Source organism: Mesorhizobium sp. B2-3-7 (genome assembly GCF_006442695.1).
In the GTDB taxonomy this organism is placed as follows: domain Bacteria; phylum Pseudomonadota; class Alphaproteobacteria; order Rhizobiales; family Rhizobiaceae; genus Mesorhizobium.
The window spans coordinates 490618-505352 of record NZ_VFVV01000003.1; the positions used below are offsets into that span (position 1 = coordinate 490618).

At 62.4% G+C, this 14735-nt stretch carries 15 protein-coding genes and 2 tRNA genes; 8 read left to right on the forward strand and 9 right to left on the reverse strand.

All coding sequences use genetic code 11. From position 1 onward, the window contains the following. Nucleotides 1-68: 68 nt before the first annotated feature. From FJ940_RS09260 to FJ940_RS09275, 4 genes are all read right to left on the reverse strand, one after another. The gene (locus FJ940_RS09260; RefSeq protein WP_140494315.1) at nucleotides 69-872 is read right to left on the reverse strand and encodes an amino acid ABC transporter ATP-binding protein; all 804 of its coding nucleotides are present in this window, start codon (nucleotides 870-872) and stop codon (nucleotides 69-71) included. A 15-nt stretch (nucleotides 873-887) separates the two neighbouring features. Then, nucleotides 888-2045 carry an amino acid ABC transporter permease gene (locus FJ940_RS09265; protein WP_140565096.1) on the reverse strand — a complete coding sequence of 386 codons (1158 nt, stop codon included), beginning with the start codon at nucleotides 2043-2045 and terminating at the stop codon, nucleotides 888-890. Nucleotides 2046-2049: 4 nt separating this feature from the next. Next, nucleotides 2050-3237, reverse strand: a complete 1188-nt coding sequence (locus FJ940_RS09270) for an amino acid ABC transporter permease (RefSeq protein ID WP_140656239.1) — start codon at nucleotides 3235-3237, stop codon at nucleotides 2050-2052. Nucleotides 3238-3300: 63 nt separating this feature from the next. Beyond that, entirely contained in the window at nucleotides 3301-4329 is a 1029-nt protein-coding gene (locus tag FJ940_RS09275; protein WP_140494320.1) for an amino acid ABC transporter substrate-binding protein, read from the reverse strand. Between the two features lie 591 nt (nucleotides 4330-4920). Here FJ940_RS09275 and FJ940_RS09280 point away from each other — a divergent pair. The 5 genes from FJ940_RS09280 (at nucleotide 4921) to FJ940_RS09300 (ending at nucleotide 9121) form a co-directional block, all read left to right on the forward strand. After that, a complete protein-coding gene (locus tag FJ940_RS09280) occupies nucleotides 4921-6105 on the forward strand; it encodes a cystathionine beta-lyase (RefSeq protein WP_140656242.1) in 1185 nt (394 codons plus the stop codon). Between the two features lie 212 nt (nucleotides 6106-6317). After that, nucleotides 6318-7406, forward strand: coding sequence for an HPP family protein (locus tag FJ940_RS09285; RefSeq protein WP_140515503.1), 1089 nt, complete (start codon nucleotides 6318-6320; stop codon nucleotides 7404-7406). Between the two features lie 89 nt (nucleotides 7407-7495). Next, entirely contained in the window at nucleotides 7496-8164 is a 669-nt protein-coding gene (locus FJ940_RS09290; protein WP_140656244.1) for an RNA polymerase sigma factor, read from the forward strand. A 115-nt stretch (nucleotides 8165-8279) separates the two neighbouring features. Then, nucleotides 8280-8804 carry a DUF4142 domain-containing protein gene (locus tag FJ940_RS09295; RefSeq protein ID WP_140521607.1) on the forward strand — a complete coding sequence of 175 codons (525 nt, stop codon included), beginning with the start codon at nucleotides 8280-8282 and terminating at the stop codon, nucleotides 8802-8804. After that, on the forward strand, nucleotides 8801-9121 hold the full coding sequence (locus FJ940_RS09300; protein ID WP_140494330.1) for a cupredoxin family copper-binding protein: 321 nt from the start codon (nucleotides 8801-8803) through the stop codon (nucleotides 9119-9121). Before FJ940_RS09295 ends, FJ940_RS09300 begins: the two co-directional genes overlap by 4 nt. Nucleotides 9122-9224: 103 nt before the next feature. Here FJ940_RS09300 and FJ940_RS09305 read toward each other — a convergent pair whose 3' ends face one another. From FJ940_RS09305 to FJ940_RS09325, 5 genes are all read right to left on the reverse strand, one after another. After that, nucleotides 9225-10445, reverse strand: coding sequence for an anion transporter (locus FJ940_RS09305; RefSeq protein WP_140656247.1), 1221 nt, complete (start codon nucleotides 10443-10445; stop codon nucleotides 9225-9227). A 153-nt stretch (nucleotides 10446-10598) separates the two neighbouring features. After that, complete coding sequence (locus FJ940_RS09310; RefSeq protein ID WP_140494334.1) at nucleotides 10599-11387, reverse strand: GGDEF domain-containing protein; 789 nt, start codon at nucleotides 11385-11387, stop codon at nucleotides 10599-10601. A 185-nt stretch (nucleotides 11388-11572) separates the two neighbouring features. After that, nucleotides 11573-11797, reverse strand: a complete 225-nt coding sequence (locus tag FJ940_RS09315) for a hypothetical protein (protein WP_140494336.1) — start codon at nucleotides 11795-11797, stop codon at nucleotides 11573-11575. 300 nt (nucleotides 11798-12097) lie between these two features. Further along, nucleotides 12098-12174 (reverse strand) — tRNA-Arg (locus tag FJ940_RS09320). A gap of 58 nt (nucleotides 12175-12232) precedes the next feature. Next, the gene (locus tag FJ940_RS09325; RefSeq protein ID WP_140494338.1) at nucleotides 12233-12538 is read right to left on the reverse strand and encodes an ETC complex I subunit; all 306 of its coding nucleotides are present in this window, start codon (nucleotides 12536-12538) and stop codon (nucleotides 12233-12235) included. A gap of 141 nt (nucleotides 12539-12679) precedes the next feature. Between FJ940_RS09325 and FJ940_RS09330 the strand changes: the two genes are divergently transcribed. The 3 genes from FJ940_RS09330 (at nucleotide 12680) to FJ940_RS09340 (ending at nucleotide 14717) form a co-directional block, all read left to right on the forward strand. After that, nucleotides 12680-12756 (forward strand) — tRNA-Pro (locus FJ940_RS09330). A 306-nt stretch (nucleotides 12757-13062) separates the two neighbouring features. Next, nucleotides 13063-13932, forward strand: a complete 870-nt coding sequence (locus FJ940_RS09335; RefSeq protein WP_140656250.1) for an ABC transporter ATP-binding protein — start codon at nucleotides 13063-13065, stop codon at nucleotides 13930-13932. After that, the gene (locus FJ940_RS09340; protein WP_140520616.1) at nucleotides 13929-14717 is read left to right on the forward strand and encodes an ABC transporter permease; all 789 of its coding nucleotides are present in this window, start codon (nucleotides 13929-13931) and stop codon (nucleotides 14715-14717) included. Before FJ940_RS09335 ends, FJ940_RS09340 begins: the two co-directional genes overlap by 4 nt. The last annotated feature ends 18 nt before the right edge of the window (nucleotides 14718-14735 follow it).

Below are 14735 nucleotides of genomic sequence, written 5' to 3' on the forward strand. Positions count from 1 at the left end.
GATCGGCCAAATGTGAAAAAGCCCGACCGTGGCGCGGCCGGGCTCCTTCCATTTCGACGAGGCAGCGCTCAGTGCAATATCTGCGACAGGAACAGCTTCGTGCGCTCGTGGCGCGGGTGATCGAAGAACTCGGCCGGCGTGTTCTGCTCGACGATCTGGCCCTGATCCATGAAGATCACCCGGTTGGCGACTTTCCGCGCGAAGCCCATTTCGTGGGTGACGCACAGCATGGTCATGCCTTCCTCGGCAAGGCTAACCATGGTCTCCAGCACTTCCTTGATCATTTCCGGGTCGAGTGCCGAGGTCGGCTCATCGAACAGCATGATGCGCGGGTTCATGCACAGCGAACGGGCGATCGCCACGCGCTGCTGCTGACCGCCGGAGAGCTGGCCCGGATATTTGTTGGCCTGCTCGGGGATCTTGACGCGCTTGAGGAAATGCATGGCCATCTCCTCGGCCTGTTTCTTCGGGGTCTTGCGGACCCAGATCGGCGCCAGCGTGCAGTTCTCCAGGATGGTCAGGTGGGGGAACAGGTTGAAGTGCTGGAACACCATGCCGACCTCTCGGCGCACCTCGTCGATCTTCTTGAGATCGTTGGTCAATTCCTTGCCGTCGACGAAGATCTTGCCCTTCTGGTGTTCTTCGAGCCGGTTGATGCAGCGGATCATGGTGGACTTGCCGGAGCCGGACGGGCCGCAGATGACGATGCGCTCGCCGCGCATCACCTTGAGGTTGATGTCCTTCAGCACATGGAACTCGCCATACCATTTGTGCATGGCGATGATGTCGATGGCGACATCGGTGGTCGAGATGTGCATCTTCGCGGCATTGACCTTGATCTCTTCCGCGCTGACGGCGTTTTCGGTGGCCATGAACCAATCCCCTTTTTATCGTTTGTAACCGGTGTCGAGCCGGCGTTCCGTATACATTGAATAGCGCGACATGCCGAAGCAGAACAGCCAAAACACGAAGGCGGCGAACACGAGACCGGATTTCGCGGTCTGCGGCGTCGCCCAGTTGGCGTCCGAGAAGTTCTGCTTGACGACGCCGAGCAGGTCGAACATCGAAATGATGAGGACCAGGCTGGTGTCCTTGAACATGCCGATGAACGTGTTGACGATGCCGGGAATGACCAGCTTCAGCGCCTGCGGCAGCACGATCAGTCCCATCTTCTGCCAATAGCCGAGGCCGAGCGAATCGGCGCCCTCATATTGGCCCTTGGGGATCGCCTGCAGGCCGCCGCGCACCACTTCCGCCATATAGGCGGCGGCAAACAGCGACACGCCGATCAGAGCCCTCAGGTACTTGTCGAAGGTGACGCCGGCGGGCAGGAAAAGCGGCAGCATGACGCTGACGAAGAACAGCACTGTGATCAGCGGGATGCCGCGCACAGCTTCAATGAAGATGATGCACAGCATCTTGACGATCGGCATCTTGGAGCGCCGGCCGAGCGCCAGCACGGTGCCCAGCGGCAGCGACACGGCGATGCCGACGAAGGAGAGGCTGAGCGTGATCAGCAGTCCGCCCCACCGCGACGTCTCGACATGCGGCAGGCCGAACACGCCGCCGACCAGAAGGAAGAAGGCGACGATCGGCAGCACGAGGAAAAGCAGGATGGCGTTCAGGCCCTTGCGCGGCACGCTGGGGACCAGCATCGGCACCAGCAGCGCCGCGAACAGGATGGCGACCAGGATCGGCCGCCAGCGCTCCTCGACCGGATAGGTGCCGAACATGAACTGGCCGAACTTGGCGTTGACGAAGGCCCAGCAGGCGCCGCTCCAGCCATCGGGCTGGATGCCGCCCTGCGCCACTGTCGCGCAGACGGTCCGGTCCGGCCCGGTCCACTGGGCATTGATGAAGGCCCAGTTGATGACCTGCGGCAGGACCCAGGCGACGATGATGATGCCGAGTATGGTGAGGATGGTGTCGCCGACCGAACCGACGAGGTTCTTGCGGACCCAGGCATACAGGCCACGCTCGCTGATCGGCGCCGCCTCCGCCAGGGCCATTTCGGTGCGCACCCAGGACATATCGTGTTCCTGCATGGCCCTACCTTTCCACCAACGCCATTCTGGCATTGACCACGTTCATCACGGCGGAGGTCACCAGGCTGAGTATGAGATAGGCGATCATCATGATCAGCACGCCCTCGACCGCCTGGCCTGTCTGGTTGAGCACCGTGCCGGCGGTCGCCGTCAGGTCTGGATAGCCGATGGCGATGGCCAGCGAGGAGTTCTTGGTCAGGTTGAGATACTGGCTGGTCAACGGCGGGATGACGATGCGCATGGCCTGCGGCACCACGACCAGCCGCAGGATCGATCCCGACCGCAGCCCAAGTGCCGCGGCGGCCTCGGTCTGGCCCTTGCTGACACCCCTGATGCCGGCACGCACGATCTCGGCGATGAAGGCCGCCGTGTAGCAGGACAGCGCCAGATAGAGCGACAGGAACTCCGGCTTGACCTGGAAGCCGCCGGTCAGGTTGAAGGTCGACTGTTTCGGAAAATCGAAGCTCAGCGGAAAGCCGCTCAGCGCGTAGGCGAGCAGCGGCAGGCCGACGATGAGCGCCACGGATGTCCAGAACACGGGAAACTGCTGACCCGTCGCCATCTGCCGCTGGCGCGCCTTGCGGGCGACGAACCAGGCCATGGCGATACCCACGATGAGCGCCACGAATATCAGCCAGGAGCCCTCGGCCCAGACGGCGCGCGGAAAATAGAAGCCGCGCTGGTTGAGGAAGGAACCGAAGGGCAGGTTATAGCTCTCGCGCGGCGGCGGCAGCACGGCCAGCACGCCCGAATACCAGAAGAAGATGACCAGCAGCGGCGGGATGTTGCGGAAGATCTCGACATAGACCGTGCAGATCTTGCGGATCAGCCAATTCTGCGACAGCCGGCCGATGCCGATGACGAAACCGATAATGGTCGCGGTGACGATGCCGGCCACGGCGACGATGATGGTGTTGATCAGGCCGACAATGATGGCACGACCGTAGGTCGAATCGGACGTGTAGGCGATCGGCGTGTCCGAGATGTCGAATCCGGCGCGGCCCCTGAGAAAGCCGAAACCGGAGGCGATGTGAAGACGCTGCAGATTGTCGATGACGTTCTGCACGATCCACCAGACGGAGCCGAACAGAACGACGATGACCAGCGTCTGGAAAAAGAGGCTGCGGACTTTCGGGTCGTTGATAAAGGACCCGCGATTTGTGTCCTCGCGAAGGATTTCCTGCGATGCCATCACCGTCCCCTGTGAAAGAGAAACCGGAAGGCAGATGGTTCTGCCTTCCGGATCACATTTCGATCAGCGGATCGGCGGAGCGTATTGCAGGCCGCCCTTGGTCCACAGCGCGTTGATGCCGCGAGCGATCTTCAGCGGGCTCCCCGAGCCGACATTGCGGTCGAACATTTCGCCGTAATTGCCGACCGCCTTGACGATGTTGACGACCCAGTCGTTGGAGACGCCGAGATCGGTGCCGATCTTGGTGTCGGCTTCCTGGCCGAGCACGCGTTTGATCTCAGGGCTGGCCGAGTTCTTCATCTCGTCGACATTGGCCTTGGTGATGCCGAGTTCCTCGGCATCGAGCAGCGCGAAATAGGTCCACTTGACGATATGGTACCACTGGTCGTCGCCCTGGCGCACTGCCGGTCCGAGCGGCTCCTTGGAGATGATCTCCGGCAGCACGACGTGATCGGCCGGCGCACCCAGCGTCAGGCGGATGCCGTAAAGGCCCGACTGGTCTGTGGTGTAGACGTCGCAGCGGCCGGCGTCATAGGCTGCGTTGACCTCTTCGAGCTTCTCGAAAACGACCGGATTGTACTCCATCTTGTTCGCCTTGAAGTAGTCGGCGAGGTTGAGCTCGGTGGTGGTGCCGCTCTGCACGCAGACGGCGGCGCCGGACAGCTGAAGCGCCGAATTGACGCCCGGCAGCTTCTTGGCGTTGATCATGAAGCCCTGGCCGTCATAGTAGGTGGTGCCGATGAAGTTCAGGCCAAGTGCCGTGTCGCGGTTAATGGTCCAGGTGGTGTTGCGCGACAGGATGTCGATCTCGCCCGACTGCAGCGCGGTGAAGCGCTCCTTGGCGCTGAGCGGCGTGAACTTGACCTTGGAGCCGTCACCGAAGACGGCGGCCGCCACGGCGCGGCAGAAATCGGCATCGATGCCTTGCCAGTCACCCTTGTCGTCCGGCGCCGAGAAGCCGGCCAGGCCCGTCGACACGCCGCACTGGATGAAGCCCTTCTGCTTGACCGTGTCGAGCGTGGTGGCTGAAGCCGTTGAAGCCACGGCTCCAAGCGCGGCGGCCCCAAGGATGCCGATTGCAATGTGTTTCATGACCCACAGACCCTTTTCTGTTTTCAGGCAAACCTGATCTTTTTTTCCCGCGTGAACGCAGCTTTCCGTTCCGGCCCATTTCCGGAACTCCGCATCGCAGTCGACGCGCCGCCTCCCATTCACGAACAGCATCGAAGGCGATAATTCCTGTGAGGTCAAGGAAAATGACCGAATTCAGATGGGTTTGAAAATCGTTTGCCGCAATTGCCTGAATAGCAGACAAACGCGCCCGCAATTTAGTCACAAGCGCGAATAAAGCCGGCGAAGCTCGCCCTACGCCAGGCTGCGCTCTGTCCGCAAAAAATCCATCCGCCCGATTACTCTGCGTTACTGTGCTCTGCCGGCCGGTTGCGTGCCGATGTCTGCGCCCTCTGGCTGGATCTGGGTCATGGTGAGGTGCGCTTTGCGCTATCAGGCGACGCATGCCGCTGCCGGCGGCGGGCTTTCTGGCCGCGGCATTACCGCTTGCAGTCGGCCTGCGGCGGCTCGGCAATTGGCACATTCGAAGTCGGGGTCCTGGCGAAAGCCGGCTGTTGCGCGGTCCATGTCGCCGCACTATGGCTAGCGGCTTACCAAAAAAGGCGACGACGAATGGCAAAAGACGGCAACGAGCCGGTGACTGGCAAAATGGGCATCAACACGCGGCTTGCCCATTCGGGCAACAACCCGCACGACTATTTCGGCTTCGTCAATCCGCCTGTCGTGCACGCCTCCACGGTGCTGTTCCGCAACGCCGCCTCGATGGTTGGACGGGACCAGAAATACACCTACGGCACGCGCGGCACACCGACCACCGACGCCTTGGCCCAGGCCATAGACGCGCTGGAGGGGTCGGCCGGCACGATCGTGGTCCCGTCGGGTCTGGCGGCGGTGACGGTGCCGCTGCTTGCCTTCGTTTCGGCGGGCGACCACCTGCTGATCGTCGACAGCGTCTATCATCCGACGCGCAACTTCGCCGACACGATGCTGAAGCGGCTCGGCGTCGAGGTCGAGTATTATGCTCCCGGCATCGGCGCGGGCATCGCCGCCTTGATCAAGCCGAACACCAAGGTGGTGTTCACGGAATCGCCGGCTTCAAACACGTTCGAGGTGCAGGACATACCAGCCATCGCCAAGGCCGCGCACGCCGCCGGTGCCATCGTCATGATGGACAATACCTGGGCGACGCCGCTTTATTTCCGTCCGCTCGACCATGGCGTCGACATCTCGATCCATGCGGCGACGAAATATCCCGCCGGTCATTCGGACGTGCTGCTGGGTACGGTGTCGGCCACCGAGGCCTGCTGGAAACAGCTGTATGAAAGCTTCTGCACGCTTGGCTGCTGCGCCGGACCCGACGACGTCTACCAGGTGCTGCGCGGCTTGCGCACCATGGGGGTGCGCCTCGATCACCATCAGCGCAGCGCGCTCGCCATCGCGGCATGGCTGGAGGGCCAGAAGGGCGTCGCGCGCGTGCTCCACCCTGGCCTTCCCAGCCATCCCGACCACGCGCTGTGGAAGCGTGACTTTTCCGGCTCCAGCGGCATCTTCTCCATCGTGCTTGCCGGCGGCGGCCAGAAACAGCAGCACGCGTTCCTCGAAGCATTGCGGATCTTTGGTCTCGGCTACTCCTGGGGCGGTTACGAGAGCCTTGCCGTGCCGGTCTGGCTCGGCGACCGCGTCGTTGCCAAGGGCCCCTATGAAGGGCCGTTGATTCGTCTCCAGATCGGCCTCGAGGATGTCGAGGACCTCATGACCGATATTCTTCGCGGGCTCACCGCCGCCGCAGCGGCCTGACGCGACCTCTCGGACCGATACCAGCAACGCCCGCAAGGCCTTGACGCGATTGAGCAAACGGGGGCCGCACGCGGCGCCCCGGTCCGGCCATGTCGGCAATATTATTCTCCCCATCCGCAGTTTTGCGGATTTGTTTGACTTCCAAATTGCCGGCTTCCGCTTCATTGCGGCAGCGGAAATCATTCCCCAGCCACCGCACCAAGAGCCTGCCCATGGCGTTCCGCCTCTTTGTTCCCATTCTTGCCGGCGCGACGCTGCGCGAACGCATCATCGCCTGCGTCGGTGCGATGATCGGCATTGCGCTGACTGGCGCGATCAGCGGACTCACACTGGGTAGCGGGCCACATGTGCCGCTGCTGGTGGCGCCAATGGGAGCATCGGCGGTGCTGTTGTTCGCGGTGCCCGCCAGCCCGCTGGCGCAGCCCTGGTCGATCATCGGCGGCAACACGATCTCGGCGCTTGTCGGCGTGATCGTGGTGCAATTCGTGCACCAGCCGGTGCTCGCCACCGGTATTGCGGTAGCGCTGGCGATCGCCGCAATGTCGTTCACGCGCTGCCTGCATCCACCCGGGGGTGCGGCGGCATTGACCGCGGTGTTCGGCGGCCCAGCCGTGATCAGCGCCGGCTTCCTTTTTCCTTTCGTGCCAGTGGCGGTCAATTCGATGCTGCTGGTGGCGCTTGGCTACGGCTTCCACAAGCTGGCCCGGCGCAACTACCCGCACGTGCCGGCCCCGGCGCCGGTAAACAGTCACGGCACCATCGATCCGCCGGCGCAATTGCGTGTCGGTTTTCGCTCCGAGGACATCGACGCCGCGCTTGGAGCGCTCGACGAGACCTTCGACATCGATCGGGGCGATCTCGACCGGCTGCTGCGGCAGGTCGAATTGCAGGCCATGGTGCGCGAGCATGCGACGTTGCGGTGCCAAGACATCATGTCGCGCGACGTCATCTCGGTGGACGAGCACACGCCAGCCGCCGCTGCGCGCCAATTGCTGCTTGACCACAACATACGAACCTTGCCGGTGGTGGATGCCGAGGCAAGGCTGGCCGGAACCGTGGGCTTGCGGGAACTGACGCTGGCGGCCGGCACGGTCGGAACCGTGATCTCGCCGGCGGCAACCGCAACTGCCGGCTCGAACGCCATGGCGCTGCTGCCAGTGCTGACCGACGGGCGCAGCCATGCCGTCATCATCGTCGACGATAAAAACCACATCCTTGGGCTGATCACGCAGACCGATCTGCTGGCCGCGACGGCGCGGATGCAAAACACCGGCAGGGAGCCGGCCAAAGTGCTAGCATAGGCAGCCAGGCGATCGCCTGGCGTGATTTTTCGGGAACCTTTTTTCGAAACCTGCATCCAATCTTTCGTGCAAGGATCGATGGAGGACACATGCCCGCGCTGACGGCAGCATCAACGACGACGGACGAGCTCCGGCTCGTAGCCCGCGCGCTTGCCCGCGACAGCGATGCCTTTCGCAAGATCATGAAGCTGAACAACCAGCGGCTCTACCGACTGGCGCGCGGCATGGTGCGCAACGACGGCGAGGCCGAGGACATCGTGCAGGAGGCCTATGTCAGGGCCTTTACCAATCTCGGCACCTATCGCGGCGATGCTTCGCTTTCCACCTGGCTGTCGCGCATCGTCATCAACGAGGCGCTCGGGCGGCTTCGCAAAGGACGGCGAACCGTGGCCATGCCTGAAAACCCGGAAGCGCAGATCATCCGGTTTCCCCTCAACCCAAGCGACGATCCGGAGCGGACGATGGCGCAGCGGCAGATCCTCGGGCTTGTCGAGCGGGCGACCGACAGCCTGCCCGACGCCTATCGCGCGGTTTTCGTGGCCCGCGTCATCGAGGGGCTGAGCACCGAGGAGACCGCCGACCTGCTCGGCGTGCGGCCCGAGACCGTCAAGACGAGACTGCACCGCGCCCGCGTTTTGCTGCGCAAGGCGCTGGACGACGAGATCGGGCCGGTGCTGCTCGACGCCTTTCCCTTCGCCGGCCGGCGCTGCGAGCGGCTGACGCAGGCCGTGATGAAACGGCTCGGATTCGACGGGTGATCTTCAAGGCCAGATCTTTCGCCGATTTGTCGGGAACGTTTCTGCGCCATCCTCATCCAATGAATGTCAACCCAGATGAAGCCCGCTGCCCAGCCTGTCGGGCGAAGGAGATGCCATGCTTATCCGACATACCACAGCGTTTGCCGCCCTCTTGCTGCTTGGCGCTGCCCCATTCGCGCAAGCTGCCGACAAGCCGACCGACCCGCAGATCGCCCACATCGCCTACACAGCCGACATGATCGACATCGAGGCGGCCAAGCAGGCAATCAAGAAATCCAAGAACAAGGAAGTCGTCGATTTCGCCAAGGACATGGAGCGCGACCACGAAGCGGTGAACAAGCAGGCGCTCGACCTGCTCAAGAAGCTCAAGGTGAAGCCGGAAGACAATGCCACCAGCCAGGCGCTGACCAAGGCGGCGAAAGAGGAACATGCCAAGCTCGCCAAGCTGAAAGGGGCTGCCTTCGACAAGGCCTATATCGAAAACGAGGTGGCCTACCACAAGCAGGTCAATGGAGCGCTCGAAACCCTGCTCATTCCGTCGGCCAGCAATGCCGAGCTGAAGAGCCTGCTCGAAACCGGCCTCAAGATCTTCCAGGGGCATGAGCAGCATGCCGAACATGTCGCCGGCATGTTGAAATGAAAGCGGCCGTGCTGATCCGACCGCTCCTTGCCTGGCTGGCGCTGGTGCTTGCCGCCGGCCCGGCGCCGGCAGCGACGATCGAGGTGACGATCGACAAGCTCGTCTTCTCGCCCGCAAGCGTCGAGGCCAGGGTCGGCGACACGATCGAGTGGGTGAACAAGGACGCATTCGCCCACACGGCCACGGTGAAGGGCGGCTGGGAGGTGATGATCCCGCCGAAGGCGAAGGGAAAACTGACCCTCAAGACGGCGGGAGCGGTTGATTATTTCTGCCGCTTCCATCCCAACATGAAAGGCCGATTGGTAGTGGCGCCCTGAAAATCTGGGCCGGTGGCGGGACTTGGCCGCAAATACCAAGCCCCGTCACTCCGGAGCCCCCGTCACTCCGGAGCAATTGAGCACGGAACAGTCGCGCCAGGGATCAAAGCGCCAGCCATGCCGTGCCAGCCGCCAGCGTTAGCAGCGTCAATGGCAGGCCGACTTTGAAGAAAGCGCCGAACGACAGCGACGTGCCGGCGGCGCGCGCCTGCTCGGCAACGATCAGATTGGCGACCGAGCCCAGGAGCGTGAAATTGCCGGCCAGCGTCGAGCTCATGGCGACGACCAGCCAGGCGCGCTCGGGGTTTTCCAGGCCGGGGATGAAGGGCCGCAGCGCCAGCACGGCCGGCACGTTGCTCATTATGTTGGAGAGCAAGGCGGTGAAGCCCGACAGGCGCCAGACGTCGTCCAGCCCGAGGTTCTTGGCCGATGCGACGATGTCCGGTGTCAGCAGCGTTCTTTCGGCGCCGGCAACCACGATGAACAGGCCGGCGAACATGAACAGCAATGGCCCGTCGATTTCGCGATAGATGCGCTCTGGTTTGATGGCGCGGGTGAGCAGGAGGATGGCGCCGCCGATGAGCGCCGCCTTGGCGACAGGCACACCGGCGAAGAAGGCAACGGCCAGTCCGATGCAAACCACCACCGCTTTCAGCACCTGGCGGCGATGCATGCGGCCGCGCGAGACCTGCGGCGTCAATTCGCCGTTGCGCGCGAATTCGGTGCGGTAGACGATGCGAACAATGGCGATGACCGCGACGAGACCGAACAGGGCAACCGGAGCCAGAGCCGCTGAAAAGGCCGGATAGGAGATGCCCGACAGCGCACCGATGACCATGTTTTGCGGATTGCCGGTGATGGTGGCGACACTGCCGCAATTTGACGCGGTGGCGGTCGCGATGAGGTAAGGAACCGGATTGCGTTTGATGGCGCGGGTGACGTGAACGACGATCGGCGCCATGACAAGACAGATGGCGTCATTGACCAGGAAGGCCGACAGCAGGCCGGTCAGCAGGGTCACCATAACCAAAAGCATGAACGGCGCATGCGCATGCTCGATCGCGATGGCACCGAGGCCGCGAAAGGCGCCCGAGACCTTCAGATGCGCCACTACGATCATCATGCCGAGCAAAAGCGTGATGGTGTCGAAATTGATGGCGCGGTAGGCATCCTCCAGGCTGATCGCCCCGATGGCTATCATCGCGGCCCCGCCGAGCAGTGCGATCCCCGCCCGATCGAGGCGCAGGCCTGGTATGCGGCCGACGGCGACGCCGGCATAGGTCAGGACCAGGATCAGCAGTGCCGCCGCGCCCATCAATGTCATGCGAAGAAGGCCCTGCCCGATGCATTCAGCCCCGGCCGGAGCTGTGGCCACCACCTTTAGCGGGCGGCGCGCAAAGCGAAAATACCTTCTGCGTGATGGCTGCAGAAATCCCCAGCGACGCGCCCCCGGCGCCGGTGGCTGGCCGGATCCGCCTCAATGAACCGTGATTGTCGCGGCTGGCGGCGTTTGCTGGGAAACCATCGGATCGAAACTGACCTGGTCGCGTCCATTTGACTTGGCGGCATAGAGCCGCCTGTCGGCTGCCGAGAATATCTCCTCATAGGTGGTCGGCCCGTTAAAGGCGGTACCGCCAATGCTCACGGAAAGCGGACAGGACCGGCCGCCCGGCGAAAATTCCACCTCGCGAATTCGCCGGCGGATGCTTTCGGCAACCAGCCAGGATTGCGAGGGATCGACGCCGGGAAGAAACACGCCGAATTCCTCGCCGCCGATGCGGCCGACGATGTCGGTGCCGCGGAGCTGATCCTTGATCGTCTGCGCGATCAGTTTGAGCGCCTGGTCGCCGCAGTCATGCCCAAGCCGGTCATTGATCGATTTGAAGTGATCGGCGTCGATGATCAGCAGCGCACCGGAATTGGCCGACGCCTGTTTGCGGACCTGTTCGAGATAGGCTTCGACCAGCATGGAGAAAGCGCCGCGGTTGAGCACCGCCGTCAGGCTGTCGGTGGCGGCAACGACGGTGAGATCGCGCTGGGCAATGGCCAACTGGCGTATCTTCCACATCAGGAAGAAGAGAAACGATCCACCCAGCACCAGGGGCAACAGAATGTCGGTCAGCTGAGCCCGCCACACAGCTTCGGGCGAAAGATACGGGAAATTGAACGAATCGACGAAAAACGCCACGCCAATGAAGAACGCCGTGCCGGCGGCGGTGACGGCGATCACCCTGCCCCAACTCGTCGGCGACAGGTCGAGCTTCATCTCTTCAACTCCGTTAGCCGCGTCTACTATGACGCGCCAACGCAAACAAAACGATAAGACTTTCCCTCCAATTCGACGGCAGAGGTTGCAGGGTTACGGCCGCCGGACCGGCGGCCGCCTCCGGCCTGCGTCTCGAAGATTTGTCCGGATGATCGATCCGGACCTACGACAGGAGGGTCCTGCCGTCAGCCGTTGGGCGCCGATTCGCCCAGCGTCTCTGCAACAAAGGATGCCGCGATCAGATCGTCGGCATCCAGGCCTAGAGAGCCTTCGCCCGCTCCCATGATGGCGGCAACCTTATGGAAGGTCTTCAGCTCATGGTCGGAAATCCGGGCGGTTTGCATCTTGGCTTTGAGCTCGGCGATACGTCGCCCCAAGGCGGGCGACGTTCCAATTTCACGTTTCGACATGACGCGGTTTTCTCCTTCCCCAACCCATGCTTGTTTTGCCCGCCATTCGCAGCCCGAATGCTTACTTTTATGAGGGACCGCGAATACAAGGCCCCGAACGCGTGATCGTTACGAAGGTTCCCGCGCGACAAGGTCACGAAATAATACGGAAAGGGCGCCACGGCGGCGGCGTGCCGCCGTCGTGCCGGCAAGCGCATTCGGGAAGACAAAAAGGGATGAAAAAGGGATGAAAAGTTCCGACCGGATTCCTGCCCGCGTTGAAATTCCTCACGTCCGGAGCAGCTAAGCCCTTGAGATTATTGGCGATCCCGACAGGATTCGAACCTGTGACCATCGGCTTAGAAGGCCGGTGCTCTATCCAGCTGAGCTACGGGACCGCTGGCCGGCTCGGAGCCGGTAAGATGTCTGCGCTGGCGCCCGCCCGGGCTTTGCCGGTCAATGCGTCCAGGGCGTCCTGCGGTCATAGCGGAAATTTTCCGCATAGGAAATCTGGCGGCGCTTGGGCTCTTTCGGCTCCTCGACGCGGTAGGCGAGCCCTTCCTTCTCGGCATAGGCCACGGCCTCTTCACGCGTATCGAAGGTCAGCTTGATCTGGCTCCTCATGTCGCCGGAAGTGGTGTAGCCCATCAGCGGGTCGATTTTCTTGCGCATCTCGGGATCGAATTCCAGCACCCAATGGCCGGTCTTGGCCGTGCCGGACTGCATCGCGGTTTTGGCTGGACTGAAAATGCGCGCGGACATGACCACCTCATTGCTGTGCAAGGCAGCATGGCCGCCTCTTCGCCCGTCATTACTGCGCAATGCCGACGGCGGCAAGGTTTTTGCACCTGCAGGTTTTTGCACTTGCCATGGAACACTGAAATGAATAGGCAACAGACCGTTCGGAGTGTAGCGCAGCCTGGTAGCGCATCTGGTTTGGGACCAGAGGGTCGGGAGTTCGAATCTCTCCACTCCGACCACCTTTCACAGAAAAGGCAATCGAGGGCCGTTGGCGCCTGCGAATGGCAATGTGTCGGGTGCAGAATGGGGCTGTCGGCAATCTCCGCGCGGCCAGTTGTCTTTGCTGCTGCATGTCACGGTCGCAACAAAAAGCCGCGGACGGCAAAGTTGCCTGCTCCACCGCATCGACTATTGTGAGCCGGAACACGGCACGGTGTGGGGCGACAGATGACCATCGGACATCGACGGTCTCCGCTAAAGCCTCACGGAGGAACCATGAGCGACAGTTGGACACCCACCCGTCTCGGCGCAGGGCGGCATTCGGCATGACGACGGAAACCGCCACGGGCGGCACGGAGACAAAATTCAGACAGCCGCCAGCCGGAACCTGGATCGCGGTCGATCTCGATGGAGTGACCATAGATTTCGCATTGGCGGCCGGGCGTAGCTTCCAGGCGGTCGCCCGCGCCGATCTGAAAGTCGGCGACCAGGAATTCGTGGCGATCATTGGGCCGACGGGCTGCGGCAAGTCAACGCTGCTGAATGCCGGCGCAGGGCTTCTCGAGCCTTCGGCTGGCAGCGTCCGTGTGTTCGGCGCCCCGCTTCGCGGTCTCAACAGACAGGCTGGCTACCTCTTCCAGCAGGATGCATTGATGCCCTGGAAGACCGCTCTGGACAATGTGGCCATCGGGCTGGAAGTGGCAGGCGTGCCCTCTTCCGAAGCAAAGGAACGCGCGCGAGCATGGCTCGGACGCGTCGGCCTGGCTGCTTTCTGCGAGCGCTACCCTCACATGCTTTCAGGCGGCCAGAAAAAGCGCGTTGCTCTTGCGCAGGTGCTGATCCGCGACCCCAAGATCATCCTCATGGACGAACCCTTCGGACCGCTCGACGCACAGACGCGGCTGATCATGGGCGGCCTTTTGCTCAAGCTGTGGTCGGACGACCGCAAGGCGGTGATGTTCGTCACCCACGACCTCGAAGAAGCGATCGCGCTGGCTGATCGCGTGGTGGTGATGTCAGCCGGTCCCTCGGCACGCATCATCGGCGACTTTCCAATCCCGCTGGCGCGTCCACGCGATATTTCGGAAATCAGGCTGGAACCGCGCTTCCAGGAATTGCATCGCGACATCTGGCACATGCTGAAGAAGGAAGTGCTCAAGGCTTACGGCGAGATTGAAGAAGGAGCGATCCGATGAAAAGGACGACGCTGCTTTTCGCACAGCTAACCGTGGCCGTCATCGTCATCGCGCTCTGGCAGGCAGCGTCGACGACGCACCTGATCGGCGATCCGAACAATATTTCCTTCTTCTTCTCGACCCCGTTGGCGGTGGCAGGCCAGATATGGAAGTGGTTTGCCACCGGGACGATCTGGCATCATCTGTGGATCACGCTGTGGGAGTCCATGCTGGCCTTCGCCATCGGCTCGCTGGCAGCGATCGCGATCGGCTTCTGGTTTGCCCGCAAGCCAAGACTTGCGGCCGTCTTCGATCCCTATGTAAAGGCGGCCAATGCGCTTCCCCGCGTCGTGTTGGCGCCGATCTTCACGCTTTGGTTTGGCCTCGGCATCTGGTCCAAGGTTGCCTTGGGCGTGACGCTGGTTTTCTTCATCGTCTTCTTCAATGTCTACCAGGGCGTGAGGGAGGTGAACACGACGGTGCTGGCCAATGCCCGAATGCTCGGCATGAACGAACGGCAATTGCTGCGCCACGTCTATATGCCATCGGCATTGTCCTGGGTGTTTTCATCGCTCCATATCTCCGTCGGATTTGCTGTGGTCGGCGCCGTGGTCGGCGAATATCTCGGTGCGGCGGGCGGACTAGGCTATCTGATACAGCAGGCCGAGGGCGTTTTCGACGTAGCGGGCGTCTTTGCCGGAATGTTCGTCCTCGCCGCTTTTGTGCTCTTGATCGACTGGATCGTCACGCTGGTCGAAAAGCGGCTGCTTGTCTGGCGGCCTGAATTCTCGAAACCAGGCCGATAGGGCCCAATCCAGCTCAAG